A 25,038-nucleotide genomic window follows, 5' to 3' on the forward strand; every position below is an offset into this window, starting at 1 on the left:
GATGCGTCAATTGTTGACATGTGAATATTTGATCTATAGCGTGCGCAGCCACCGATTACCCCGGTCTTTTTGAAATGGACGTCAAAGATGATGAGAACGACTGCCTCGGTGCTGGTGCGCCTGCGCTGGGGACTGTTGCTGGCCTTTCTTGCAGTGGCCGCGCTGGCCAGCCTGGGCAAGGACCGGCTCGGCTTCAGCACCGACTACCGTGACTACCTGGCCAAGGACAACCCTGAGCTGATGGCGCTCGAGCAAATGCAGGCCACCTTCGACCGCTCGGACAACCTGTTCATCGTGCTGGCGCCGGCCTCCGGCGACGCCTTCGACGAACAATCCCTCGAGGCCCTGCGCTGGATCACCCGGCAAGCCTGGCAGACGCCCTATTCGGTGCGCGTCGACTCGCTGGCCAACTTCCAGCATATAGAGGCCGACGCCGATAACATCCGTGTCGCCGACCTGGTGCCCGAGCAGGCGCGCCTGGAGCCTGCCGAGCGCGAGCGCATCCAAGCCGTGGCCCTGGCCGAGCCGCAACTCGTCGGCCGCCTGGTGTCGCAGGACGGCAAGGTCGCCGCGGTCAATGTCATCTACCATCTGGCAGGCGCGTCGCCGTTTGAGAACAGCGAGGTGGTGGGCTTTGCCCGTCAGCTCGCCGATCAGGCGCAGAGTCGCTATCCCGGCCTGAAGGTGCATCTGACTGGCATGGCCATGTACAACAATGCCTTCCTTGAGGCGGCCATGGGCGATGCAATTAACCTCACGCCGTGGGTCTACCTGGTCATCCTGGTCGCCGCGCTGGTCATGCTGCGCAGCGTGCTGGCCACGCTGGCGGCGGTGGCGGTGGTGTACTTGGCGATGAACAGCGCCGAAGGCATCGCCGGTTGGCTGGGCATGAGCCTGACCTCACTGTCGGCCTCGGCGCCGCTGGTGGTGCTGATGATCGCGGTGGCGGACGTGGTGCATGTGCTGTCGGTGACGCTGAGCCACCTGCGCAAGGGCGAGTCGCGCCTGGTGGCGGTGCGCGAGGCGTTGCAGGAAACCGCCGTGCCGGTGACGGTGACCAGCATCACTACCGCCATCGCCTTCCTGTCGCTGAACTTCAGCGAGCTCCCGCCGTTCCGCGACCTGGGCAACATCGTTTCGATCGGCATCGGCATGGCCTGGCTATATACGTTGTGCTTGCTGCCGGGGCTGGTAGCGCTGCTGCCACTGAAGCCGGGCAAGGGCAGCGATCCGTTGGAACGTGGCATGCGTCGCTTCGGCGCCTGGATCCAGGCGCGCTCGCGGCTGCTGATGTGGCTGACCCTGCCGGTCGTGGTGGTGCTGGTGTCGCTGGCTGGGCGCAACGAGCTCAACGACCAGTACCTGCGCTGGTTCAGCCCGGACACCGCGTTTCGCCAGGCCAACGACTTCACCGAGCACAACCTGACCGGCCTCTACACCATCGAATACGCCCTGCGCTCGCGCTCCGACGCCGGTGTCAGCGACCCGCGCTTCCTTGCCGATGTCGACGCCTTCGCCGGCTGGCTGCGCCAGCAGCCCGAAGTGGCGCACGTGGGCACCCTGTCGGATGTGGTGAAGCGCATCAACCGCAGCCTGACCACTGGCGAGGCGGATGCCTACCGCCTGCCGGCGAACACCGAAATAGCGGCTCAGAGCCTGTTGTTGTACGAACAGTCGCTGCCCTACGGGCTCGACCTGAACAACCAGATCGATGTCGGCCGTGGCACCACCCGGACCGTGGTCGCGCTGCACGAGCTGAGCACGCGGCAGATGCTGGCCTTCGAGCGCCGTTCGATGGACTGGCTGCAGGCCAACGCCTCGATGCTGACTGCCAAGGCCGCCAGCACCACGCTGATCTTCGCCCACATCGGCCAGCGCAACGTTGAAAGCATGATGTGGGGCATCGCCAGCTCGGCGCTGGTTGTGGCGCTGCTGCTGATGGTGCTTTTCCGTTCCTGGAAGCTCGGCCTGCTGTCGCTGGTGCCGAACATCATTCCGGTGGCCATGGTACTGGGCATCTGGTGGCTGTTTGTCGGGCAGGTCGGCTTCTCCGTCGCCATCGTCGCGTCGATGACGCTCGGCGTGGTGGTCGATGACACCATTCACTTCATGTATGCGGTTCTGCAACGCACCCGCGAAGAAGGGCGCAACGTCGCCGAGGCGGTGGTCGATGCCTTCGGCAGCACCGCGCCGGCCCTGCTGGTGACCACGCTGACCCTGACTGCCGGCTTCCTGGTGCTGGCCCTGTCGGACTTCGCCTTGAACCGGGAGATGGGGCTGATGACTGCCCTGACCCTGGTGATCGCCCTGCTGGCGGACTTCTTCCTGCTGCCACGGCTGCTTGAACTGACTCTGGAGAAAAAACGTGAAGGGACTGAAACAATTGAAGCTGCTGGTCAGCCTGCTCTGCCTCGTTGAGGCGGGCGCGGTGCTGGCCGATGAGCGTGGCCTGCAAATTGCCCAGGAGGCGGATCGCCGCAACACGGGCTGGCAGGACATGGCGGCCGAACTGCTGATGGAACTGCGCAATGCCTACGGTGCGACCAGCAGTCGGGAGCTGGAGGTGCAGTTTCTCGAAGTGCAGGGCGATGGAGACAAGAGCCTGGCGCGGTTTCTCAGCCCTGCGGATGTGCGCGGTACGACCCTGCTGACCCACGCCCACAGTTTGCAGTCGGACGATCAGTGGCAGTACTTCCCGTCGCTGCGCCGGGTCAAGCGCATCGCCTCGGAGAACAAGTCCGGGCCGTTCATGGGCAGCGAGTTCGCCTATGAGGACATGGCCAGCTGGGAGCTGGACAAGTACAGCTACGAGTACCTGGGCGACGAGGAAGTCGAAGGGCAGCAGGCGTACCGCTTGCAGATGGTGCCGGCGTATCCGCGCTCGGGCTACACGCGTCAGGTAACCTGGCTGGACAAGGCGCATTACCGACCTCTGAAAGTCGAGTACTACGACCGCAAGAACGCGCTGCTCAAGACCCAGACCTACCAGGACTACCAGGTCTATGGCGAGCGCTACTGGCGCGCCGGACAGATGCGCATGGTCAACCACCAGACCGGCAAACAGACGCTGATGCGCTGGAGCAACTATCGCTTCGGCAACGGCTACGACGCGCTGACCTTCGACAGAAGCAGCCTGGAAGCCCGGCGCTAACAGGCATGGAGAAAGGACATGGACTTCAAGGATTATTTTGATCAAGCACTGTGCCAGGAGCTGGGCCAGCGCGCCGCCGCCCTGGCGCCGGGCTTCGACGCCCAGCGCTACCAGGCGGCCCTGCCGACTGAGCTGCAAGGCCTGGAAATGAAAGCCCGGGTGCGGGCGTTGGCCGAGGCGCTTTGGCACGGGCTGGGGCTGCCGTTCAATGAGGCCGTGGCCGTGTGCACGGGCATGCTCGATGCCGTGCCGCAGGCGCGCCTGGGGCGCATGAGCGGGTTCCCGGTGTGGGTCATCGCCGATATCGTCGAGACCCGTGGTTTGGACGATTTCGAGCTGGCGATGCAGGCGATTCAAAAGGTGACCCGACACTTCACCAGCGAATTCGCCATTCGACCTTACCTGATTGCGTACCCGCGGCAGACCTTGGCGGTGCTAGCCGGATGGCTGGACGATGACAGCGCCGATGTGCGCCGGCTGGTCAGCGAAGGCACTCGACCGCGCCTGCCTTGGGCTTCGCGCGTGCCTTCACTGCTGCTCGATCCGACGCCGATCCTGCCACTGCTCGAACACCTGCGCGACGATCCCAGCCTTTATGTGCGGCGTTCGGTGGCGAACAACCTCAACGACATCAGCAAGGATCATCCCGCGTTGGTGGTCGAGCTGCTCAGCCGCTGGAACGCAGAACTGCCGAGCGAGCAGGGGCAGTGGATGGTACGCCACGCCGCGCGCACCCTGACGCGCCAGGGCAACACCGCGGCCCTCGAGCTACTTGGCTATTCGCGCAAGGCACCGGTCAAGGTCAAGCGTTTCGAGGTCAGTCCGCCGCGCATCGTGGCGGGCCAGAGCATCACGCTGGACTGCGATATCCAGGTCGAAGGGGCGGGCGAGCATGGTCTGATGGTCGACTACGCCATCCTCGCCCCCGGTGCCCGGGGGCAGACCAATCGCCGTGTGTTCAAGTGGAGCAAGCGCAAGAAGCAGGCCCAGGGCAGCGTGCGCCTGCAGCGCGAGCATGGCATCGCCACCAACCAAGTACGTCGTTATTACCCCGGTGCGCATCAGATACAGCTAATAGTCAATGGACAGGTACTGGCCGAAAGTGCCTTCGAACTGGGCATCTGAGTTCGCGCCCCTCGAAACAAGGAGGTTTTATCCATGCAAACGGCATTCGATACCAATGTCGCCCAGGACCCGGTGAACATGGCGCTTTACGGCTTCATGGGCAGCGGCATCCTGTTCCATGGCCATCGTCTTGGCCTTTATCGCGAGCTGGCGACGGCCCCCGCCGGCGTTGCATTAGACACGCTGGCGCAGCGCTTGGGCCTTGACCAAGACACCTTGCGTCGCGTGCTCGGTGGCGCCATGGCCTGGAACCTGGTCGGTCAAGGCGCGCACGGCTATGTCCTGACATCCGGCGCTCAGCGCTCGCTGGATCCGGCATCGCCTCAGTACCTGGGACCGTTGCTGGAGCATTTCGCCGACAACACCCAGCCGCTGTTCGAGCACCTGGACGCGGCGCTTGCCAGCGGCCAGGCGCAATGGTCGCAACTGGCCCACGACGCCGAGGCACCGTTCGACTATCTGGAGGCCGAGGAGCGTGGCAGTGCGTTTCATGACGCCATGTGGAGCCTCAGTCACCAACCTTCCGAAGAGCTCGTAGGGCTTGGCCTGCTCGATGGCCTCGACAGTATCGTCGACCTGGGCGGCGGCGTCGGAGCATTCGCCATCGCCGCAGCTCGCCGTCACCCCGGACTGCGTGCGACAGTGTTCGACCTGCCCGCCGTCGAGCGCCATTGCCTGGCGCGTGTCGAAGGCATGGAGCTGCTCGGTCGGGTTGGTTTCGTGGCCGGCGACTTCTGGGACAGCCCGTTGCCCAAGGCCCAGGCCTATGCCTTGGGCTTCATTCTCTCGGACTGGGACGATGAGCAGTCGATCGCCCTGTTGCGCCGGGTGCGCGAAGCCTTGCCAGAGAACGGTCGGGTGCTGGTGCTCGACCGCCTGCTCGAGGTCTCGGGCGCGGCGCCCTTCAATGCTGTGATGCAAGACCTGGCCATGCTGCTGGAAACCGGTGGCCGGCACCGTACCGCCGAGCAGTTCGAAGCCCTGCTGCGCGCCGCGGGTTTCAGCAGCACCCAGGTAACCCGCAGCAGCGGTGAAAAGCATGCGCTGATCGGCTTCGTGTAGCCCACCGGGGCCTTGAGCCCGACGTGTACAACAACCCCTCAACACTGACTTAACGATTCGATGAGCGCGCACAGCTTTCGCCAACCGGCGATGGCTGAGCGACGCCGCGTGCCCGCCATTCACTGACCGTCAATAAATGGAGTTATCGAAATGCCTGATTCGAGGATGTATGGATACCTGGTGATCGGTGCTGGCCCTGCCGGCTTGCAGGCCGGCTACTGCCTGCAGGAACAGGGCTGCGATTACCTGATACTCGAAGGCGGCCAAGCGCCAGGAACCAGCTTTGAGCGCTTCCCCCGGCACCGCAAGCTGATTTCCATCAACAAGGTCCACACCGGCTACGACGATCCGGAAATCAACCTGCGCTGGGACTGGAACTCGCTGCTCAGCGACGAGCAGCCGAGCCTGCGTTTCCCGGACTTCAGCCGCCGCTACTTCCCCGACGCCGATGACATGCCCCGTTACCTCAAGGGCTTCGCCGAGCAGCACCAGCTGAACGTGCGCAGCGGCTGCACCGTGACCAACGTTAAGCGTGACGGGCACTTCATCGTCACCTTGGGCGACGGCGAGCAGCTGCATGCGCGCGTGCTGATCGTGGCGACCGGCGTGCACCTGGGCTGGCTGCCGGCCATCGAGGGCATCGAGCATGCCGAGCATTACGCCGACATGGATGTCGACCCCGAGTCAATGACCAACAAGAAAGTGTTGATTCTGGGCAAGGGTAACTCGGCGTTCGAGACCGCCGATGCGCTGATCGAGCACGCTGCGATGATTCACGTGGCCAGCCCCAACCCGCTGCGCATGGCCTGGTCGACCCACTATGTGGGCCATGTCCGAGCGGTCAACAACAACCTGCTCGATACCTACCAGCTCAAGTCGCAGAACGCCGTGCTCGATGCTCAGCTTCAGCGCATCGAGCGCGACGGCGAGCGCTATAAGGCGTGGTTCGCCTACCAGCACGCTGAGGGCGAGCTGGAAATGATCGAGTACGACCACGTCATCGCTTGCACCGGCTTCCGCTTCGACGATTCTCTGTTCGACGACAGCTGCCGCCCGCAACTTTGCACCCAGGGACGGCTGCCGGTGCAGAGCGCCGACTGGCAGTGCGCCAACGTGCCGGACCTGTATTTCGCCGGCACCCTCATGCAGTACCTGGACTACAAGAAGTACATGTCCGGCTTCATCCATGGTTTCCGCTACAACGTGCGCACCCTGTGCCGCCTGCTGCATGAGCGCTACGAAGGTATCGCTTTGCCACGCCAGACACTGGCGTTGCAGACTGAGGCACTGTGCGAGCGCTTGCTGGCGCGAATCAACCGTTCATCGGCGCTCTGGCAGCAACCGGGCTATCTGCAGGACGTGGCGGTGCTCGACCGCAAGGAGCGGACGCTGACCTGCTTCGAAGAACTGACCATGCTCCAGGTCGCCGAACGCTTCGCCGGGCAGGAGTACCTCACCCTGACCCTGGAATTCGGCCAGCGCAAGTTCGACAACCCGTTCAACGTCGAGCGCATAGGCCGGGAAAACGTCAAGCGCGCCGAGGACTCCAACTTCCTCCATCCGATTGTGCGTCATTACCGGGACGGCAAGCTGCTGGCCGAACACCACGTTATCGAGGACCTGGCAGCCGAATGGCGCGAGCCCGAACATGTCGAGCCGCTGCTGGCGTTCCTCGACCAGCGCCTGCACGCCAGTGTCGCCCCTCATTACATGTCCCTGTTCCAGACCATTCCTACATTTTGAAAAAGGACTTTTGAAATGAACTTCGTTGACTTTCACATTCATGCCGGCAAGTTCGCCCTGCTGCGCGACGACATACAGGGCCTGCTGACCAAGTTTCCTTTCGAGCCGGGTGTCGACGTGCGCCAGATATTCTCCGAGCCGGCCGCGCTCAAGGCTTACCTGCAAGGCTGTGGCGTGGTGCGCGCGGTTATCCTGGCCGAGTGCGGGCCGGGCACCAACTTCTCCATCGATAGCGAGCTGATTCTCGAGTTCTGCGGCAACGATCCGTTTTTCGTGCCGTTCGGCAACATCAACCCCAACCATCATTCCGATCCGCTTGCCGAATGGCACAAGGACCATGCGCGCGGCATTAAGGGCTACAAGTTCTACCCGGCCGACCACGACTTCGATCCGTACCTGGATTCGATGATGGCGGTCTATGAAAAATGCGCCGAGGCCGGCCAGCCGATCATGTACCACACCGGGCTGACCGCCCAGCGCGACACCGAGCAGAAATACATTCGCCCCAGCGATTATCGCCGCCTGGTGGAAACCTTCCCGACGCTGAACGTGGTGTTCGCCCATGGCGGCAAGCCGACCTGGTACGACGAAGCCTTGGAAATGGCCGAGCGCTATCCGGGGGTCTACCTCGATACCGCGCTGGTGCCGCCGGAGGTGCTGGCGGACTGGCTACGCGACCGGCCGCAGATTCACCACAAGGTACTGTTCGGTTCGGACCTGCCGGTCAGCGGCAGCTACTCGGCGGTGTGCCAGCGCATTCTTGGCGCCGGGCTGGACGAGCAGGTACTGCGTGCCGTGCTGCAAGACAACGCCAACCTTTTGCTGGGCTAGGGGACGAGCATGTACGAGGCCTACTATCCGCTGACCTATTACTTCTATCCGTTGCTCGGCGATGCGGTGCATGCCCGACTGCCGGGGGTGTTCCAGCAACCGGTGGCGGCCGGCGTGGAAACCCTGCTCTACGTGCACATACCCTACTGCCAGGACATGTGCCGTTTCTGCCCGTTCCACGTGCGCGTGGACAAGGACACCTCGGTCTACGAGCGTTACACCCAGGCACTGTGCAGTGACATTCGCAACGAGGCGGCGAGCGAGCGTGGCCAGTCCTCGACGCTGCGCGCCATCTACTTCGGTGGCGGCTCGCCCTCGGTTCTGTCGCCCGGGCAGCTGCAACGCATCATGGATACCATCAGCCAGAGTTTCGCCATCGACCCGCAGGCCGAATGGACTTTCGAGGGCGAGCCGAAGACCCTCGGCGACCCTAATCGCCTGGAGGTGCTCAAGGCCAATGGCGTGCAGCGCATCAGCTTCGGCCTGCAGACCTATGAGCAGTCGCTGCGCGAGCACTTCAACATCGCCGCGACGCTGGACGACGTGGCCAATGTGCGCGATCAGGGGCGGCGCTTCGGCTTCGACGAGATCAACGTCGACATGATGTACAACCTACCTGGGCAGACCTTGGTATCGCTGGAGCGTGACCTGGCACGGCTGATCGACGACGGCTTCGACAGCGTTGACTACTACAACCTGCACTACTTCGCCTTCCCGCCCAAGTTCAAGCGGCAGATGGAGGAGGGCAGCATTCCGCCCAAGCCCAGCGATACGCTGATGCTGGCGATGTTCGAACAGTTGCGCCACCGCCTGGCCGAGTCGGGCTATCGCAACGTCGCCGACCAGATCTACAGCCGCAAGGATCAGGTGTGCGAGTACTTCCGCCTGCTGTGGGGCGGCGGTGGCGGCGAGCACCGCGCCGAGACGCTGGCGGTCGGTTCCTCGGCGCGCGGCTACGTCGATGGTTTCAGCTACATGAAGCAAAGCAACGTCAACCGCTACATGGAGGCGATCGAGCAAGGGCTGCCGAGCATCGAGAAGAGCTCGCTGGCGCTGGATCGTCCGGAAAACCGTGGCGCGGTGATGTTTCCCAAGTTCCTGCGACTGGACAAGTCCCACTACCAGGCGCTGCAGACCATCGACCCGCCGTTGCTGGAACGCTGGGTCGAGCACGGCCTGCTGGCCGACGGTGAGCACGCCTACGAGATCTCCCAGCGAGGCCGGCTGTGGACCAACAACATGACCACCGACCTGTTCGAGGCTACCCAGCGTCAGGTCGGCGGGCAAGTGCTGACGTTGCTTGAACACCGCCCGGGCGCCCGCACGGGTTCCTTCTGAGGAGAGTTGCCATGAAGGGAAAACGCATTGGCGTGATTCACGCCTATCCCGGCCGACGCCTGCTCGATGGCCTGGGCGCGGCGGGCTTGCGCGTGGTGCTGATCGGCAACGGTGAGGCGTGGCGTGAGCACCCTGCCGTGGAATCGGTGCTGAATGTGCCGCTGTGGCCGGTCGAGGGGGTGTTCGATGCCGTGCGCGACTACCACGCGCGGCAGCCGCTCGATGCCTTGCTGCCGGTCAACGAAGGCACCGTTCTGGCGACGGCGCAGCTGGCCGAGCAATTGGGCTTGGCGGGCATGCCGGTGGCCACGGCGGTCGCTAGCCGCAACAAGTACCTGGCGGCGCTGCTCTGGGAGGCTCAGGGCATCGCCGTGCCGCCGACCCTGCCCCTGGATGCGCACACGCCGTGGGCGCGAGTGAGCGAGCAGTTGGGCGAGCGCGTGGTGATCAAGCTCAGCGACTCGATGAACAGCCAGGGGGTCATTGCCGTTACTGACGAGCGGCAGTACCAGGCGGCGTTGGCTAGGCTCGGCGGCCTCATCGCGCAGTCGATCGCGGTCGATCCGCTCAAGGACCGCAACCGCTTCGCCTACGGTCAAGGCAGCCTGCGCATGATTGCTCAAGCCTACTGCGAAGGGCGCGAGTTCGGCATCGACGTGCTGCTGCAGGCTGACGGCGAGGACCTGGTGCTGGCGGTACTGGAGAAGGAAGGCGGACATGGGCCGTATTTCGCCGAATCGGCATCGGTATGGCCGACCTCCTGTAGCCGTGATGAGGAACGCCAGCTGGGTGCGCTGGCGATCCGTGCGGCGCGGGGGCTGGGGCTGACCCAGGGCGCCGCACACGTCGAGATCCGTTACCGGCAGGGTGTGCCCTGCGTACTGGAGGCGGGGTTGCGGCCAGGTGGCGGCTTCACTGTGCAGGTGATCGACCGCCTTTCCGGGCTGGATGTGCATGCCGCCCAGGCCGGGCAGTTGCTCGGCCTGCCGGCCTTGCCAACCCTGGCGCCGCCCCGGGGCGCGGTGCTGTTCGGTGGCGTGGTGATCGAGCGCAGCGGCGTGCTGCGCGAGGTCGAGGGACTGGAAGTGTTCGACGATATGCAGGGGCTGTGTGAGCGGATCATCCTGGCCGAGCCCGGCGACTGGGTACAGGCGATGCCCGACTCGGCGCAGCCGCATTACTGCTACTACCTGATCGCTGGTGAGGACCGGCAGACCGTGCTGGAGCGGCACATGCGCATCCAGCACGAGATCCGTCTGCACGTCGAGACCTTGGAGGTGGAGCATGGTTGATCCCTTGCAGCATGAGCGCTCGCAGGCTCTGTTGAACGCCGGGCGTCAGGTGCTGGAACTGTTCGCTGAAATGCAGGCCGCGCCGGAGCGTTTCCCGCTCTGGCACGCGCACGACGCCATCGCCGAGCGGATCGATGCGCCGCAACCGCTGGCCGCCGAGGGCCAACCGCTGTGCGACACCCTGGCGGCGGCAATCGAACTGATGAGCGCAGGGCTGTGCAATGTCAGCCACCCGAAATATTTCGGCTATATCTCGCCCAAGCCGCACCCGGCCACCGTGCTCGGTGACCTGCTCGGCAGCGCGCTGAACCAGACTCCGGGCGCCTGGCGCGCGGGGCCGAGTGCGACGATGATCGAAGCGGAGGTGTTGCACGCGTTGCGCGGGCTATTCGATCTGCCGGCGGTGCAGGGCCGCCTGCCGGGAGGGATCTTCACCGGTGGCGGCACCCTGGCCAACCTGATCGGTCTCAAGTTGGCGCGCGAGCACTGGCAGGCTCGCGTCGGATGTGACATGCCGTTTTCTCGGGCACGGGTATACATGTCGCGCGAAGGGCACTTCTCGGTGGCCAAGGCCCTGGATGTGCTCGGCTTCGATCCGCAGGTGCTGGTCTCAGTGGAAGTCGACAGCCATGGCGCGCTGCAGGTCGATGCCTTGGCCGCGCAACTGGCCGTGGACATCGCCCAGGGCCTGAGCCCGATGTGTGTGGTCGGCATGTTGGGCACTACCGCCACTGGCGCGATCGACCCTTTGCAGTCGATTGCCGACTGTGCTCGCCAGCATGACTTGTGGTTCCACGTCGATGCCGCCGCTGGCCTCGCCCTGGCCGCATTGCCCGAGGCCAGGGCCATGATGCACGGCCTGCGCGAGGCCGACTCGATCACCTTCGACCCCTGCAAGTGGATGTTCGCCGCCTTCGGCGTGGGCTGCCTGCTGGTGCGCAACGGCGAGCTGCTGGCCGGCAGCTTTTGGTCGGGCGGGCCTTACTGGGAAGAGAAGGGCGAGCTCGACACCTTCAAGATGAACCTGTACGGCACCCGTCAGTTTCGCTCCCTGGGCCTGTGGTGCCTGCTGCGCCACCTTGGCGAACAAGGCTATCGCCAGGCGTTGCGCAGCATGATCGCCGCTGCCGCCAGCCTGCGCGAGCAGGTGCGGGCCGATATGCACTACAGCCTGGTGCCGGACCAGGGACTGATGCCGGTCCTGGCGTTTCGTCCACGGTCGGCCAGCGACCAGCAGGTCCGGCAACTGGTAGAACTCTGCCAGCAACGTGGCCTGGGCTACCCCAGCCTTCTGGACTGGCAAGGGCGTCAGTACCTGCGGGTCGCGGTCAGCAACCCGGACACTGGCGTGGCGCACATGCACGCCTTCAAACAAGGCCTCGACGGGCTGCTGGGCGAACTCGCCCTTCTTTCGGACCAGGAGGTCCAGCCATGAATCATCACGAACAGCAACTGGTCACGCTCCTGGGGGCCTTGGCGATCATCATCGTCAGCAGCCAGTTGGCGGGGCGACTGGCGCAGCGTCACGGCCAGCCTTTCGCGGTCGGTGAGATCGCTGGCGGCATCGTACTCGGCACCTTGATGGGCGTGTTCTGGCCCGAGGGCGGGGCGTTTCTGCACGGCTCGGTGGGCGGCATTCTCACGGCGATCTCGCAGCTGGGCATCATCCTGATGATGTTCCAGATCGGCATGGAGTTCGACTTCGGCCTGCTGCGCGAGCGACGACTGAAGCGTGCTCTGAGCTGGATCACCGTGCTCGGCATCCCCCTGCCTTATCTGGCCGGGATGGCCTGCGCGTATCTCTATACCCAGTACCAGCCGGTGGAGAACGTGACCGGGCTGATGCTGGTGTGTGGCATATCCTTCTCCATCACGGCGCTGCCCATTCTCGGTCGCATCCTGCTCGAGCGCGGCATGGCGCGCAGCGAGACCGGGGTGACTGCCATCGCGGCCGCCGGCATCAACGACCTGATCGGCTGGATCGCGCTGGGGCTGGTCATCGTGGTGTGCGCCGGCGGAGGCTTCACCGCCACGCTGTTGAAAGTGGGCGCGGTCGGCCTGTTCCTCGGCCTGTTCTATCGCGGTGTGGCGCCCTGGCTGAACCGTTGGCTGCAGCGTGAGTCGCCGGCGGGCGAGGGGTTGAGCGACATGCGTTTCGGCCTAGTGGTCGCCACGATATTCGTCATGGCGATCATCACCGCATGGCTTGGCGTGTTCGCCATCGTCGGCGGCTTCCTGCTCGGCACCGCGCTGTATCGCTGTGATGTGCTGCGCGAGCAGTGGGACCTGCGCATGCGCCCGCTGGTCAATATCGTCATGGTGCCGGTGTTCTTCTTCTACACCGGCATGAAGATTGACCTGGGCACCCTCGGCACCGCCGATGACCTGCTCTGGTGTCTGTTCTGGGTGTTCTGCGCCTGTGCCAGCAAAGGCCTGAGCTGCGCGCTGGCCGCCCGGCTGGCTGGTATGGCGGGACGTGAGGCGTTGAAGATCGGGGTGTTGCTGAATACCCGGGCGCTGATGGAGTTGGTGGTGCTGAACATCGCCCATGAGCTGGGCCTGATGCCGGCGCAGCTCTTCTCGATCCTGGTGATCATGGCGCTGTTCTCCACCCTGATCACCGCGCCATTGCTCAACCTGCTGCAACGACGTGAGGCGCGAGTTGCGCAGCGCACTGTGCAGATGGCGGTGGGCTTACGACTTGACTGACCATTAGCCTGGGCATTGGAGGTCCCCCTCAGCCTGCGACAACTTTTTTATTGCGACACAGAAAGCACCGGCCCCGCTGTGATCAACAGTAGGAGCTGGTGCTTTTTTGCGCAATAAAACGGTTTTTGATATAACTTTCGGCCGGTTCAAGGGATTGAACACATTCAAACGCGCCTCAAAGGAATGACTGATGCCTGCTGTCCCCCCTTCTTACTTCGCTGCCGCCGTCGTCCTGACCGGTAGTGCCCGATTTTCCGCAAGTCAGCCCAACGCCTAGCCATCGCCTATTCACCACGCCTGCATGTGCCCGCGAGGTTCGTATGGAACTGTCTGAAATTTCTCCAGTCAGGGTGTGCTCAAGGCCAAAGCACTTCTTCAATCATCTGTAAGGTTGTCCACATGAAAGCTCTTCGTAATTGCCTCTTCGCCGCGCTGCCTTTCGTAGCCCTTTCGGGTTGCGCGAATTTTGAGCAAACAATGCAGGAAATTCAGAAGGCGACCGCGCCAGTAGCCATCGATCAAAGCCTTGCAGAAATCTGCCGTGTCACGAAAGAAAACAAGGTTCGCGCAAACAGCCTGTACCGCGGCAAGACCTTCTCCACTAACGGTGAAGTCGCCATGATCAATCAAGGGCTCGAGGCGTATCGGGTAGTGCTGAGCGTTGGCGACGTGGATATCCACGCTGAATCGACCAACACCAGCATGGTCAATGCGCTTTCCGTTGGGAAAAAATCGAATGTTTCCGGTGTCGTGACACTGGTCGACTACGACTACAAGAACTGCCACATCTCGCTCAAGAACGCGACGTTCTGAAGGTAATGCCAGGCTGCGGCGCTCTTGTTTGTAGGGCGCTGCGGCATAGCCTGCGTAGCATCCGCGCGCCCCTGTCACCATCAGTCGGCGTACCGGCAAGCCTTAGTAACCTGCTCTATAGTCACTAGCGCGGCACAGGCAATGAGCCAGGCCGTCTAGCCGATGACAGGGAGGTCGTCTGATGGCGCGCCAGGCTAATGCGCCCCTGCCAGCATGGGTGCGCGACACCTGCAGTGATCCGCTCAAATGTGCGTTATGGGCTGCCAGCCTCGTTGCTTTTATCTGGATGGCGCTCAGTAACGACAGCCACCACGATCTTGAATCGTTCTGTATTTCCGGCTCGCCCTCGATGTTGACCGAGGGTTGGCTGAACCTGCGCCTCTATTATTCCAGCATGGACATCGCCGTCTTCACCGGTGCGGTGGGGCTTATGCTGGTCGCGATGATGCTGCCCGCGATGCAGGGGCCATTGGCACATCTGTGGCATCAATCAAGGCCCTACCATCGAGCGCCCGCTGTCGCGGCATTTCTGCTGGGGTATTTTGGCGTGTGGCTGGCGGGCAGTGCACTGCTGTTGATGATTGCGCTGTTGCTGGTTTCTTTCACCGGCTCGCAACTCGCAGCAGGATTGCTGGCGCTGATAGGGGCAGGGGGGTGGCAGTTGTGCGCGTTCAGGGCGCGTTGCCTTGTGCGCTGCCATCGGCCCGCCAGCGTCGCCAACCCAATGGCCAAGGGGGCGCTGCATGGGGTGTGGTGCTACGCCACCTGCTGGCCGTTGATGCTGATCGCATTTTGCCTGCCGTCTGTTCATCTGCCCGTGATGATCGCCGGTGCAATCATCATTGCCTATGAGCGTAGGGACCGACAGCGTTCAAGCGCCTGAGCGCAGCACCCGAAGCCAGGCTTAGGATGCTGCGCCGGCGGTGGCTCAGTAGGTTTCCAGTTTGAATGGCACGTCAGCGGCTACAGCGTTGCTGCTATTGAGCAGTTTGGCCCCCTCTGGCCGTTTGAGCACCGTGTCACGGGTCTGTACTTCCACTTCGATTGTGCCTTCATCAATCGCCGAGTTGTCGGCGTTGAGTGGCAGCTTGAAGGTAGCGGTGGCTTCCAGGTGGGTCTGGCAGTTCATGCAGCCTTCGACATGCCAGCGGCTGAGTATCGGCCGGGTCCCCAGGTATTCGCGCTTGCCATCGACCTTGGCGTAGGCGCTGATCAGGAACGAACCGCGGATCTTGCCCCGGTTGATGCGGCTGACCCGCAAGGTCTTGCCAGCGGGTTGCACGGCCTCGGCCTTGAACAGCAACGGCTTGTCGGGTTGGGCGTAGGCGTCCAGCGAGCCTTTGCCATAGCCATAGCCCAGCTGGGTTTCGATGTTGAAGCAGTCACGGGTGGTGAAGGGGCTGCCGTCGGCCTTCACGAACGGGTCAAGCGTGGTGTCCAGGCTCAGGATGGCATTCGGGTCCAGGCCTGCTGCCCCTGCTGGCGGTTGCACGCCATCGGGCTTGTAGTAGCTGGCGCCGGGATCGGTGGCATCGATGCTGAATTCATCAGTCGCGCCTTGCCGACGCTGCCAGGTCCAGAACACATAGTCGATGAAGCAGTGGTGGAAGAAGAAGATCGGGTCCAGGCCGGCGGTCTCGTTCTCGCCCATGTCGCCGTTGGCACCCGGGATCGCCGAATTGTTGCCTTGCCCCGGGTAGTCGAAGCCGCCGACGGCCAGGTGCATGAAGTTATGCGGCTCTTCCAGGGAGACATGGTGAGTGCCCGCTGGGTCAGCCTTGTTTTTCGCGGCGGCCGACGTGGTATTGGAGAACAGGGTGTAGGTGGGCGCGTCCAGGCAGTTTTCGAAGCGGGTGAATACCTCGCCACGCCACCTGCCACCGATCTTGATCTTGCCGCTCAGCCAGGTACTGATGTTGCTATTGAGGTAGCCGATGTTCTGCTCTGGGTCTGGGAATTGCGCGTTATGGGCGTCGGTCTTCGCGCGGTCTTCATCAGTGCCCACCAAACCGGACAGCGGGTAACGCACTGTCTCGTAGCCTTCCGGCTTGCTGTAGATGATCGGCGTATCCTCGACCTCGTCGGTGATGGCTTTCGGGAACACGAAGGAGCGCAGAGGGTTGTCGATCTTCTGGCCATCGAGCACGAAATATTCTTGGGTCAGGGCCGACGGGATACCGTTTTCCCGTGATGCATCGCTGCATTCATCCCAGAACGGCAAGGTCACGTCTGTGCAGCCGGGGATGCTGCGCAGCGCCTCTTCCAGGCGCCAGAGGTAGGCGCGGTGCCAGCTTGGGAACAGCACCGTCCCGTGCTGGCAGTAGCCGCCCCACCAGTTGGGGTCGGTCTTGCCCTTGTCACGGAATGGCTCGCCATGCAGGCCGCCGAGGGTGAAGAAGGAGTTTGGGTCGTTAGCGGGAAGATCCTTGATGCCCTTCCAGGCGCGGATCAGGTTCTCAAGTTCTGCTTTTTTGCCTTGGTCGTAGTCGGCCTGGATATCGCTGAGCGAACGACGTACACGCGGGGTGGATGACATGGTGAACCTCCTTGTTGCCACTGGTCCCGAAAACTCGGGGGTTTACTGCTCCATCGTCCAGCATATCCGGGTTGTAAAAATCTGCCTGGGAGGGCGCCAGACGGTTGATCTCCGTATCAACCGTGCCAGCACCGGCCCCTGTGGCCGAGGTTTTGTCAGATCTGCATCGCCATCCCTTCCACATTCATCGCCGCCTGGCGCAATGCCTCGGAGCGGGTCGGGTGCGGGTGGCAGGTGAGGGCGATGTCCTCTGCCGACGCCGAGAACTCCATGGCCACGCAGAACTCACCGATCATCTCACTGACACTCGGGCCCACCAGGTGCACGCCCAGTACCTCATCGGTGTTGGCATCGGCGAGCACCTTGGCGAACCCTTCGGTCTCATGGTTGATCTTGGCGCGGCTGTTGGCGGTGAAGGGGAACTTGCCCACCTTGTAGGCGCGGCCTTCGGCCTTGAGCTGTTCTTCGGTCTTGCCGACGCTGGCGAGCTCGGGGCGGGTATAAATGACACCGGGGATCAGGTTGTAGTTGACCTCATGGGCCTTGCCGGCGATGCGCTCGATGCACGACACCGCTTCATCTTCAGCCTTGTGCGCCAGCATCGGGCCTGAGGTGACATCGCCGATCACCCAGATGCCAGGCACCGAGCTGCGGTGATGATCGTTGCTGAGCATGCCGCGCTTGTCGGTCGCCAGGCCTACGCTTTCCAGGTTCAGGCCCTGGGTGTAGGGGCGGCGACCGATGGCCACCAGCACGTAGTCGGCCTGCAAGGTTTGTGCGTCGCCACCGGCGGCGGGCTCCAACGTCAGGCTGACGCCATCAGCCGACGAGGTGGCCTGGGTGACTTTGCTGCCGAGCTTGAAGCTCATGCCTTGCTTGGCCAAGGCCTTCTGCAAGGTCTTGGCGGTTTCTTCATCGGTGCCCGGGCAGATGCGGTCAAGGTATTCGATGACAGTCACTTCGCTGCCCAGGCGGCGCCATACCGAACCCAGCTCGAGGCCGATGACGCCGGCGCCGATGACGATCAGGTGCTTGGGCACCTGGGGCAGGGACAGGGCACCGGTCGAATCGATGATGCGCTGATTGTCGAGGGTCACGCCTGGCAGGGGCGTGGGCTCGGAACCGGTGGCAATCACGATGTCCTTGGCGTGAAGGGTGCTTTCGCTGCCGTCCTCGGCCTTGACCACGACTTTGCCAACGCCATCCAGACGCCCCCAACCCTTGACCCAGTCGACCTTGTTCTTGCGGAACAGGTACTCGATGCCCTTGGTCAGGCCGGTAACGCTCTCGTCCTTCTGCTTCATCATCTGGGCGAGGTTCAAGGTGGGCTTCACTTCGATACCGAGGTGGGCGAACTCCTCGCCGCTGGCGGCCTCGTACAGCTCGGATGCATGCAGCAGCGCCTTGGACGGCATGCAGCCGACATTGAGGCAGGTGCCGCCCAAGGTCGAGCGGCCTTCCACACAGGCAACAGTCAGGCCCAGCTGGCCTGCACGGATTGCCGCGTTGTAGCCGCCAGGGCCACCGCCGATGATCACCACGTCATAGGATTTCATGGGTTCAACTCCAGGATGAAGAAGCGCGAGAGGGGCACAAGGTTAGTCTGTGCGTTTAAAGTTGTATACAATCTGCGTGTCTTTCATGTCTGTTTGTTCTAGACCATCGTCGTGTAAAGCCCAAAATCGGCACCAATGAACTACCCTGATCCGGAGGCGTCCGAAATTATGAGGCGTGACGCCCCGTTACCTGAAGGGAGGGTCATTGATGCTTGCGCAACTTCCACCTGCGTTGCAGAGCCTGCACTTACCTTTGCGTCTGAAGTTGTGGGACGGCAACCAGTTCGATCTTGGGCCCAGCCCGCAAGTCACGATCCTGATCAAGGAGCCTCAATTGATCAGCCAGCTGACCCACCCGAGCTTGAACGAGCTGGGTGAGGCTTTCGTTGAAGGCAAGCTGGAGCTTGAAGGCGATATCGGCGAGGTCATTCGGGTATGCGACGAACTCAGCGAGGCGCTGCTGAGTGACGACGAGGACGCTGTTCCACAGCGTACCGCCCATGACAAACACACCGATGCCGAAGCCATTTCCTACCACTACGACCTGTCCAACGCGTTCTACCAGCTGTGGCTGGACCCGGACATGGCTTACTCCTGTGGCTACTTCCGTGAGCCAGACAACACCCTGGCCCAGGCCCAACAGGACAAGTTCGATCACCTGTGCCGCAAGTTGCGCTTGCAGGCCGGCGACTACCTGCTGGACGTCGGCTGTGGCTGGGGCGGCCTGTCACGCTTCGCCGCGCGCGAATATGGTGCCAAGGTACTCGGCATTACCTTGAGCAAGGAGCAACTCAAGCTGGGCCGTCAGCGGGTGAAGGAGGAAGGGCTGGCCGAGCAGGTCGACCTGCAGATCCTCGACTACCGTGACCTTCCCCAGGATGGGCGTTTCGACAAGGTGGTCAGTGTCGGCATGTTCGAACACGTGGGGCATGCCAACCTGCCGTTGTATTGCCAGAAGCTGTTCGGTGCCGTGCGCGAAGGTGGCCTGGTGATGAACCATGGCATCACCGCCAAGCATGTGGATGGCCGGCCGGTAGGGCGGGGGGCAGGGGAGTTCATCGACCGTTATGTGTTCCCCCATGGCGAGCTGCCCCACCTGTCGATGATCAGTGCGAGCATCTGTGAAACAGGGCTCGAGGTGGTCGATGTAGAAAGCCTTCGCCTGCATTACGCCAAGACCTTGCACCACTGGAGCGAAAACCTGGAGAACCAGCTGCACCGCGCCGCGGCCATGGTGCCGGAAAAGACGCTGCGTATCTGGCGGCTCTACCTGGCCGGTTGTGCCTATGCCTTCGAGAAGGGCTGGATCAACCTGCACCAGATTTTGGCTGTGAAGCCCTATGCCGATGGTCACCATGACCTGCCTTGGACCCGCGAGGATCTTTACCGCTGAACGTCCAACCGTTGTAGGAGCAGCCTTGTGCTGCGAAGAGGCCGGTGCAAGCACCATCGATTGCGGGTGCCTGCACTGGCCTCTTCGCAGCGCAAGGCTGCTCCTACAAAGAATGAGTAAGCCTGAAACTCAACTCAAAGAATCGGCGAGATCAACCGGGCTATTCTCATCCCAAGCTGTTGCAGCCGATGGGTATCGAGACTGTCCTCTGGGGTGATTTCCCGGGCCTGATCAAAGTCACGCAGCAGCATCTGTTCGACTTGGTCGGCGAACACGCGATCGACGGTCAGCAAGGTGATTTCGAAGTTCAGGCGGAACGAACGGTTATCCAGGTTCGCGCTGCCGATCGCGCTGACCTCGTCATCCACCAGCACCACCTTCTGGTGCAGAAAGCCCGGCAAGTAACGGAACATGCGCACACCGGCACGTACCGCTTCGAAGGCAAACAGGCTGGAGGCCGCGTAGACAATCCGGTGGTCGGGCCGTGACGGAATGAGGATGCGCACATCCACACCGCGCAGAACCGCCAGACGCAACGCGGCAAAAACGGCCTCGTCCGGGATGAAGTAGGGGCTGGTGATCCACACCCGGCGTGTCGCCGAATGGATCGCTTCGAGGAAGAACAGCGAGCAGGTTTCCTGTGGGTCTGCCGGCCCGCTGGCGAGGGCTTGGCACAGTACGCCGTTCTCCGGGTAGGTATCGGGCAGGATCAACGGCGGCAGCTGGCGCGTCGCCCAGTACCAGTCTTCGGCGAACGACTCCTGCAAACAGGCGAGTACCGGCCCACCGATCTGCACATGGGTATCGCGCCAGGGCGACAGTTGCGGGTGCTCACCCAGGTACTCGTCACCCACGTTGTGCCCGCCGATGAAACCCGTCAGGCCATCCACCACGACGATCTTGCGGTGGTTGCGGAAGTTGACCTGAAAGCGGTTGAACCAACCACGGCGTGTAGCGAAGGCATGAATCTCCACGCCACCGTCACGCAGTACCTGGCTGTAGCTGGCCGGCAAGGCATGGCTGCCAACGCGGTCATACAGCACGAAAACCTTCACGCCTTCAGCCGCTTTGCGCAACAGCAACTGCTGCAGTGCCTTGCCCAACGTGTCGTCGTGGATGATGAAGAACTGTACCAGCACCACGTCGCGGGCTTGATGGATGGCGGCGAAGATGGCATCGAAAGTCGCCTTGCCGTCGATCAACAGCGTTACCTGGTTGTTCGCCAGGCAAGGCATGCGCCCAAGTTTGGGCATGGCGCGCAGGGCGGCATAGCTTTCCGACTCGCGGGCGGTGAGGGCCTCTTCTACCCAGGGGCGCCAGTTCAGGTTGGCCATGGCCACGTGCATTTCCTGGTTGGCCTGGCGCCGTGCCTTGATGTAGGCGTAGAAGGAGCGAGCGCCGAAGATCAGGTAGGGGATGAGCGTCAGGTAGGGAATGAAGACCAGGGGCATGGCCCAGGCAATCGCACCTTGGGCGGTGCGCACGGTGAACACTGCATGCAGTGCGGCGACGATGCCCAACAGGTGAATCAGGCCGAGCACATAACCGAAGAAGTAGGGGCTGTGGTAATCCATATGCATCCTGCTTGCCGAGTACACTGTGGGTAACAGAACACGTTCCAGGTGCGGCTTGCAACCTGCAGCTGGATTTGGCGTCTAAGCCTCAGCCCGGCCCGTTGGCCGGTTTTTTTCAGGAGCGTTCGTCCATGAAGATTCGTCTGCCACTGTTGGCGTTGGCCCTTGGCCTGAGCAGCCCATTGGTGCATGCACAGATGTTGCAGCCCGGCTTGTGGGAGCTGACCACCAGCAACATGCAGGTCGATGGCAAGCCGTTACCCGACATGGAGTTCATGCTCGGCCAGTTGAAAAACCTGCCGCCAGAGCAGCGCGCCATGATGGAAGGGGTGCTGGCAAAACAGGGTGTGACAGTGGGGGGCAAGGGCGTGCGCTCTTGCCTGACGCAAGAGCAGGTGGCAACCAACGATATCCCGCTGCAAGACCCGAAGTCGGGTTGCACGCAGAAGATTACCGACCGCACCGGTAATGTTTGGAAGTTCCAGTTCAGCTGCCCCAAGGCTCAGGGCACTGGGCAGGCTACCTTCCTCAGTGACAAGGAATTCACCACCCAGGTCAGTGGTACGTTCAACGCATCGGGCGTGCAGCAGCAAGGCAGCATGAACACCCGAGCCGTCTGGTTGGGCAATGATTGTGGCGCGGTCAAACCGCGTACGTGAGGTCCCATTGCCATTGGCTGGTGGCGACTGCGTCGTGGGCATGCAGGCTCTCTGCATGTTCCACGCGCAGCTTGAAGGCGGTGGCCCATTCTATTTGTCGCAACGATTGATGCAGTCGCCGAGCGGCGTCTTCGCAGAACATGAGGTTCTGCCCGCTGGCCAACGCGAACGCCTGTTCGTCCGCGCGCTTAACCGCCGTTTGCACAGCCGTACCCAAACTCGCCTCGACACGGTCGATCAACTCGGTAATCGGCAGCGCTAGCAAATTACGCTTCAGGCGCACGTGAATTTTTGCGCTACTGCGTTGGCTATGGGGCGTCGCAACGATGCCCTGGCTGCTGCCCAGCCACTCCAGCACGCTGTCTTTATCCAACTGCCCCTGTGCAAAGTCTGCCTGAAACTGCTGCTGAATCAGCTGCCTTGCGAGTGCTGCCGAGCACGGGCACGTCGATGAGTAAGGCACAGAAACAAATAGTTCCACGTGGAACACTTCACTTTCGATGCGGGCATCGAGGGTAATCGGATAGCTTTTCCAACCTGCCAATGGGCTGATCAGAGCTGGCCGTTTCAACAGGTGCTCGAAGGTTAGGCGCAGATAGGCAGCGGAAGAGAGCCCTTCATGGCTGCTCAGAAAATCTGCCAGTAGCTGACGAATCGCTAAGGGAGTGAGTGGTTGATGCTCCAGTGATTCCAATGCCAAGTACAGGCGCGACATGTGGATACCACGTGAGCTGCCGTCCACCAGGCTCACGCCCGCGTCGACAGTGGCAGCGGCTATGCGACCTTCGAATTGCACAGGCACAGCGATCCCGCACATACCTACCCAGTCGAGGGGCAAGGCGTACTGTTGAGCTTGTGCGGCAATATCGGGAAGCGAGAGTTGGGTCATGTGTGATTCCAAACGAAAAGATCAGCGGCAACCGCCAATCAAGCTGCAGTGCAGGTTGAAGCGCTGCCCACTGGAGCTGGACACCCGGTTCAACGTGGTCCAGCCGATACGGCGGCTATAACCCACCCAAGCCTCGCCGTCGCTGGCCAAGCCGGTGTAGAAGGTCAACCCACCATAGCGGCTGTTGGTTTGCGCCCATGAACGGCGGCTCACGTGCTCATAGCCACGCAGATAGAACGTGCTGCCTTCAGTGCGCACACTGTAGTAACTGCCCTTGCCATCCTGGCAGGCCAACAAGGTCGCGCTGCGGGTACACAGTGCCAACGGGTTGCTCTGTGGCATGGCTAGCAGCGTTGCGGGCATGGCCAGCAACAGCATCAGCACAGCGCGTGGAGGCTTCATTTTTCATCTCCGGCGATCACTCTTCCGACGAGAACAGCTTGGCGAAATTGTATTGTTACTTTATAACATTATGCAATGCATCGTTTCGAATGCGTCTGCCTGAAGAGGTTTCGCCATGCCCAACCGTCTCCCCGTTACCGTGCTGTCTGGCTTTCTTGGCGCCGGCAAAAGCACCTTGCTCAACCATGTACTGCGTAACCGCGACAACCTGCGCGTCGCGGTCATCGTCAATGACATGAGTGAAATCAACATCGATGCCAGCGAGGTGCAACGCAACGTCAGCCTGAACCGCGCAGAAGAAAAACTCGTCGAGATGAGCAACGGATGCATCTGCTGCACGCTGCGCGAAGACCTGCTCGAGGAAGTGGCGCGCTTAGCCGAAGAGGGGCGGTTCGACTATTTGCTGATCGAGTCCACCGGCATATCCGAGCCGCTACCGGTGGCCGAGACGTTCACCTTTCGCGATGAGCAGGGCCGCAGCCTGTCCGACATGGCCCGGCTGGACACCATGGTCACGGTGGTCGATGGCCTCAACTTTATGCGCGATTACCAGGCAGCGGACAGCCTGGCCAGCCGTGGCGAGACCCTAGGTGATGACGATGAGCGTTCAATCAGCGACCTGCTGATCGAGCAGGTCGAGTTCGCCGACGTGTTGCTGTTGAGCAAGATCGACTTGATCAGCCAGCACGAACGTGAAGAACTCATGGCCATTTTGCGCAGCCTCAACGCCCGGGCGCAGATTGTGCCCATGGTGATGGGGGAGGTACCGCTGGCGCGCATCCTCGACACGGGCCTGTTCGACTTCGACCAGGCCGCACAAGCCCCCGGCTGGCTGCAGGAGCTGCGTGGCGAGCATGTGCCGGAAACCGAAGAGTACGGCATCGCCGCAAGCACCTGGCAAGCGAGGCGCCCACTTCATCCACAACGCTTTTTCGACTTTATCCACAAGCCCTGGAGCAACGGTAGGCTGCTGCGTTCGAAAGGTTTTTTCTGGCTGGCCAGCAAGTATCAGGAGGCCGGTAGCTGGTCTCAGGCAGGGGGCATGATGCGCCATGGCATGGCCGGGCGCTGGTGGCGATTCGTACCGCGTGAACAGTGGCCGCAGGATGTGGATAACGCCGAGGCGATACTGAAATACTGGACTGTGGAGGCGGGTGACTGCCGCCAGGAATTGGTGTTCATCGGGCAAAATATCGACTTCGAAAAGTTATCCACAGAGCTTGAAAGCTGCCTGTTGACGGATTCAGAAATGGAATTGGGCCCGATGGGTTGGTTGCTTCTGCCCGATCCATTCGGCCCTTGGCATGAAGAGGTGGCAGCATGAACCCTGCCCTCAAGCCTGTGGATATCTTTCAGGTGTTCGGTGATTCGCCCCAGGTGCTGACCGAGGTTCTGCAGGACGGCGTGAACCTGGCGGTATGGCGTCGGCGCTTGCCGGCCCAACTGGAGGATTTTGCACAGCTGGTCATCAGCCTCGGCCAACCCTTGGCTGACCAGCGCGTAATCGATGTGGACGAACAGCAGATGCCGGCGTTGACCGGTCTGTTGCGCGAAGCTGCCGACCTGCAAGGCTATGAGAGCTTTGTCGCCGATGTCAGCTGGCTGGTGGCTGCCTATACCTGCCTGCTCGGTGCGCGCCGAGTGGGCCTGCGCCTGCGTGTGCTGCAAGGGCCGATGTGCCCGCGCTTCCATGTGGACCACGTGCCGGTGCGCTTGCTTACCAGCTATGCAGGCCCCGGTAGCGAGTGGCTGAAAGAAGGCGCTGTGGATCGGCGCGGATTACACCAGGCCGTGCCACCTGTGGATAACATTCAGTGCCTACAGGCAGGCGAAGTGGCCGTGCTGAAAGGCGAAAAGTGGCAGGGCAACGAGGGCGCTGGGTTGGTTCATCGCTCCCCCTCCGGGCGCCAAGGGCGCTTGTTGCTCAGCCTTGACTGGCTGGCGTGACGGCGCATAGTGAGGTGA

21 protein-coding genes are annotated in these 25,038 nt (G+C 62.3%); 16 read left to right on the forward strand and 5 right to left on the reverse strand.

Annotation, left to right across the window (positions count from 1 at the left end):
- Positions 1 to 87 precede the first annotated feature (87 nt).
- The 12 genes from MFF34_RS02335 (at position 88) to MFF34_RS02390 (ending at position 14,947) form a co-directional block, all read left to right on the forward strand.
- Positions 88 to 2,418, forward strand: a complete 2,331-nt coding sequence (locus tag MFF34_RS02335) for an RND family transporter (protein ID WP_238209997.1) — start codon at positions 88 to 90, stop codon at positions 2,416 to 2,418.
- Complete coding sequence (locus MFF34_RS02340; protein ID WP_238209999.1) at positions 2,366 to 3,151, forward strand: outer membrane lipoprotein-sorting protein; 786 nt, start codon at positions 2,366 to 2,368, stop codon at positions 3,149 to 3,151. The genes MFF34_RS02335 and MFF34_RS02340 overlap by 53 nt, the downstream gene beginning before the upstream one ends.
- Positions 3,152 to 3,169: 18 nt before the next feature.
- A complete protein-coding gene (locus tag MFF34_RS02345; protein WP_238210001.1) occupies positions 3,170 to 4,276 on the forward strand; it encodes a hypothetical protein in 1,107 nt (368 codons plus the stop codon).
- A gap of 33 nt (positions 4,277 to 4,309) precedes the next feature.
- Positions 4,310 to 5,338 carry a methyltransferase gene (locus MFF34_RS02350; RefSeq protein ID WP_238210003.1) on the forward strand — a complete coding sequence of 343 codons (1,029 nt, stop codon included), beginning with the start codon at positions 4,310 to 4,312 and terminating at the stop codon, positions 5,336 to 5,338.
- Between the two features lie 150 nt (positions 5,339 to 5,488).
- A complete protein-coding gene (locus MFF34_RS02355) occupies positions 5,489 to 7,081 on the forward strand; it encodes an NAD(P)-binding domain-containing protein (protein ID WP_238210005.1) in 1,593 nt (530 codons plus the stop codon).
- A 15-nt stretch (positions 7,082 to 7,096) separates the two neighbouring features.
- Positions 7,097 to 7,912 carry an amidohydrolase family protein gene (locus MFF34_RS02360; protein ID WP_238210008.1) on the forward strand — a complete coding sequence of 272 codons (816 nt, stop codon included), beginning with the start codon at positions 7,097 to 7,099 and terminating at the stop codon, positions 7,910 to 7,912.
- A 9-nt stretch (positions 7,913 to 7,921) separates the two neighbouring features.
- Complete coding sequence (locus MFF34_RS02365) at positions 7,922 to 9,250, forward strand: coproporphyrinogen-III oxidase family protein (RefSeq protein WP_238210010.1); 1,329 nt, start codon at positions 7,922 to 7,924, stop codon at positions 9,248 to 9,250.
- Positions 9,251 to 9,261: 11 nt separating this feature from the next.
- Entirely contained in the window at positions 9,262 to 10,542 is a 1,281-nt protein-coding gene (locus MFF34_RS02370; RefSeq protein ID WP_238210012.1) for an ATP-grasp domain-containing protein, read from the forward strand.
- Entirely contained in the window at positions 10,535 to 11,977 is a 1,443-nt protein-coding gene (locus tag MFF34_RS02375; protein WP_238210013.1) for an aminotransferase class V-fold PLP-dependent enzyme, read from the forward strand. Before MFF34_RS02370 ends, MFF34_RS02375 begins: the two co-directional genes overlap by 8 nt.
- Positions 11,974 to 13,251, forward strand: a complete 1,278-nt coding sequence (locus tag MFF34_RS02380) for a cation:proton antiporter (protein ID WP_238210016.1) — start codon at positions 11,974 to 11,976, stop codon at positions 13,249 to 13,251. Before MFF34_RS02375 ends, MFF34_RS02380 begins: the two co-directional genes overlap by 4 nt.
- Before the next feature lie 399 nt (positions 13,252 to 13,650).
- The gene (locus MFF34_RS02385) at positions 13,651 to 14,064 is read left to right on the forward strand and encodes a hypothetical protein (protein ID WP_081717437.1); all 414 of its coding nucleotides are present in this window, start codon (positions 13,651 to 13,653) and stop codon (positions 14,062 to 14,064) included.
- Between the two features lie 181 nt (positions 14,065 to 14,245).
- The gene (locus tag MFF34_RS02390; RefSeq protein ID WP_238210018.1) at positions 14,246 to 14,947 is read left to right on the forward strand and encodes a DUF2182 domain-containing protein; all 702 of its coding nucleotides are present in this window, start codon (positions 14,246 to 14,248) and stop codon (positions 14,945 to 14,947) included.
- Positions 14,948 to 14,992: 45 nt separating this feature from the next.
- On the opposite strand, the gene MFF34_RS02395 is transcribed toward MFF34_RS02390, so the two are convergent.
- Entirely contained in the window at positions 14,993 to 16,600 is a 1,608-nt protein-coding gene (locus MFF34_RS02395) for a tyrosinase family protein (RefSeq protein ID WP_238210020.1), read from the reverse strand.
- A gap of 155 nt (positions 16,601 to 16,755) precedes the next feature.
- A complete protein-coding gene (gene lpdA / locus MFF34_RS02400; RefSeq protein WP_238210021.1) occupies positions 16,756 to 18,156 on the reverse strand; it encodes a dihydrolipoyl dehydrogenase in 1,401 nt (466 codons plus the stop codon).
- A gap of 208 nt (positions 18,157 to 18,364) precedes the next feature.
- Between lpdA and cfaB the strand changes: the two genes are divergently transcribed.
- Positions 18,365 to 19,549: a C17 cyclopropane fatty acid synthase CfaB gene (gene cfaB / locus MFF34_RS02405; RefSeq protein ID WP_238210029.1), complete on the forward strand. Its 1,185-nt coding sequence runs from the start codon at positions 18,365 to 18,367 to the stop codon at positions 19,547 to 19,549.
- A 134-nt stretch (positions 19,550 to 19,683) separates the two neighbouring features.
- On the opposite strand, the gene cls is transcribed toward cfaB, so the two are convergent.
- Positions 19,684 to 21,123, reverse strand: coding sequence for a cardiolipin synthase (gene cls, locus MFF34_RS02410; RefSeq protein ID WP_238210032.1), 1,440 nt, complete (start codon positions 21,121 to 21,123; stop codon positions 19,684 to 19,686).
- A gap of 131 nt (positions 21,124 to 21,254) precedes the next feature.
- On the opposite strand from cls, the gene MFF34_RS02415 reads away from it, so the two are divergent.
- Positions 21,255 to 21,782, forward strand: coding sequence for a DUF3617 domain-containing protein (locus tag MFF34_RS02415; RefSeq protein ID WP_099430837.1), 528 nt, complete (start codon positions 21,255 to 21,257; stop codon positions 21,780 to 21,782).
- Here the strand turns inward: MFF34_RS02415 and folE2 are convergent.
- The gene (gene folE2 / locus MFF34_RS02420) at positions 21,766 to 22,671 is read right to left on the reverse strand and encodes a GTP cyclohydrolase FolE2 (RefSeq protein ID WP_238210034.1); all 906 of its coding nucleotides are present in this window, start codon (positions 22,669 to 22,671) and stop codon (positions 21,766 to 21,768) included. The genes MFF34_RS02415 and folE2 overlap by 17 nt on opposite strands.
- 21 nt (positions 22,672 to 22,692) lie before the next feature.
- Positions 22,693 to 23,073, reverse strand: coding sequence for a glutamine synthetase (locus tag MFF34_RS02425; RefSeq protein WP_186679328.1), 381 nt, complete (start codon positions 23,071 to 23,073; stop codon positions 22,693 to 22,695).
- A gap of 115 nt (positions 23,074 to 23,188) precedes the next feature.
- Here MFF34_RS02425 and zigA point away from each other — a divergent pair, with 115 nt between their 5' ends.
- Both zigA and MFF34_RS02435 read left to right on the forward strand, forming a co-directional pair.
- Positions 23,189 to 24,397: a zinc metallochaperone GTPase ZigA gene (gene zigA / locus MFF34_RS02430; RefSeq protein WP_238210036.1), complete on the forward strand. Its 1,209-nt coding sequence runs from the start codon at positions 23,189 to 23,191 to the stop codon at positions 24,395 to 24,397.
- Positions 24,394 to 25,020, forward strand: coding sequence for a DUF1826 domain-containing protein (locus MFF34_RS02435; RefSeq protein ID WP_238210038.1), 627 nt, complete (start codon positions 24,394 to 24,396; stop codon positions 25,018 to 25,020). Before zigA ends, MFF34_RS02435 begins: the two co-directional genes overlap by 4 nt.
- The last annotated feature ends 18 nt before the right edge of the window (positions 25,021 to 25,038 follow it).

The organism is Pseudomonas sp. PAGU 2196 (genome assembly GCF_022179005.1).
Classification (GTDB): Bacteria; Pseudomonadota; Gammaproteobacteria; order Pseudomonadales; family Pseudomonadaceae; genus Aquipseudomonas; species Aquipseudomonas kermanshahensis.

Coding starts and splice junctions, on each gene's coding strand:
- MFF34_RS02335 (WP_238209997.1), top strand. CDS start 88: ATGATGAGAACGACTGCCTCGGTGCTGGTGCGCCTGCGCTGGGGACTG.
- MFF34_RS02345 (WP_238210001.1), top strand. CDS start 3,170: ATGGACTTCAAGGATTATTTTGATCAAGCACTGTGCCAGGAGCTGGGC.
- MFF34_RS02350 (WP_238210003.1), top strand. CDS start 4,310: ATGCAAACGGCATTCGATACCAATGTCGCCCAGGACCCGGTGAACATG.
- MFF34_RS02355 (WP_238210005.1), top strand. CDS start 5,489: ATGCCTGATTCGAGGATGTATGGATACCTGGTGATCGGTGCTGGCCCT.
- MFF34_RS02360 (WP_238210008.1), top strand. CDS start 7,097: ATGAACTTCGTTGACTTTCACATTCATGCCGGCAAGTTCGCCCTGCTG.
- MFF34_RS02365 (WP_238210010.1), top strand. CDS start 7,922: ATGTACGAGGCCTACTATCCGCTGACCTATTACTTCTATCCGTTGCTC.
- MFF34_RS02370 (WP_238210012.1), top strand. CDS start 9,262: ATGAAGGGAAAACGCATTGGCGTGATTCACGCCTATCCCGGCCGACGC.
- MFF34_RS02375 (WP_238210013.1), top strand. CDS start 10,535: ATGGTTGATCCCTTGCAGCATGAGCGCTCGCAGGCTCTGTTGAACGCC.
- MFF34_RS02380 (WP_238210016.1), top strand. CDS start 11,974: ATGAATCATCACGAACAGCAACTGGTCACGCTCCTGGGGGCCTTGGCG.
- MFF34_RS02385 (WP_081717437.1), top strand. CDS start 13,651: ATGAAAGCTCTTCGTAATTGCCTCTTCGCCGCGCTGCCTTTCGTAGCC.
- MFF34_RS02390 (WP_238210018.1), top strand. CDS start 14,246: ATGGCGCGCCAGGCTAATGCGCCCCTGCCAGCATGGGTGCGCGACACC.
- MFF34_RS02395 (WP_238210020.1), bottom strand. CDS start 16,600: ATGTCATCCACCCCGCGTGTACGTCGTTCGCTCAGCGATATCCAGGCC.
- lpdA (WP_238210021.1), bottom strand. CDS start 18,156: ATGAAATCCTATGACGTGGTGATCATCGGCGGTGGCCCTGGCGGCTAC.
- cfaB (WP_238210029.1), top strand. CDS start 18,365: ATGCTTGCGCAACTTCCACCTGCGTTGCAGAGCCTGCACTTACCTTTG.
- cls (WP_238210032.1), bottom strand. CDS start 21,123: ATGGATTACCACAGCCCCTACTTCTTCGGTTATGTGCTCGGCCTGATT.
- MFF34_RS02415 (WP_099430837.1), top strand. CDS start 21,255: ATGAAGATTCGTCTGCCACTGTTGGCGTTGGCCCTTGGCCTGAGCAGC.
- folE2 (WP_238210034.1), bottom strand. CDS start 22,671: ATGACCCAACTCTCGCTTCCCGATATTGCCGCACAAGCTCAACAGTAC.
- MFF34_RS02425 (WP_186679328.1), bottom strand. CDS start 23,073: ATGAAGCCTCCACGCGCTGTGCTGATGCTGTTGCTGGCCATGCCCGCA.
- zigA (WP_238210036.1), top strand. CDS start 23,189: ATGCCCAACCGTCTCCCCGTTACCGTGCTGTCTGGCTTTCTTGGCGCC.
- MFF34_RS02435 (WP_238210038.1), top strand. CDS start 24,394: ATGAACCCTGCCCTCAAGCCTGTGGATATCTTTCAGGTGTTCGGTGAT.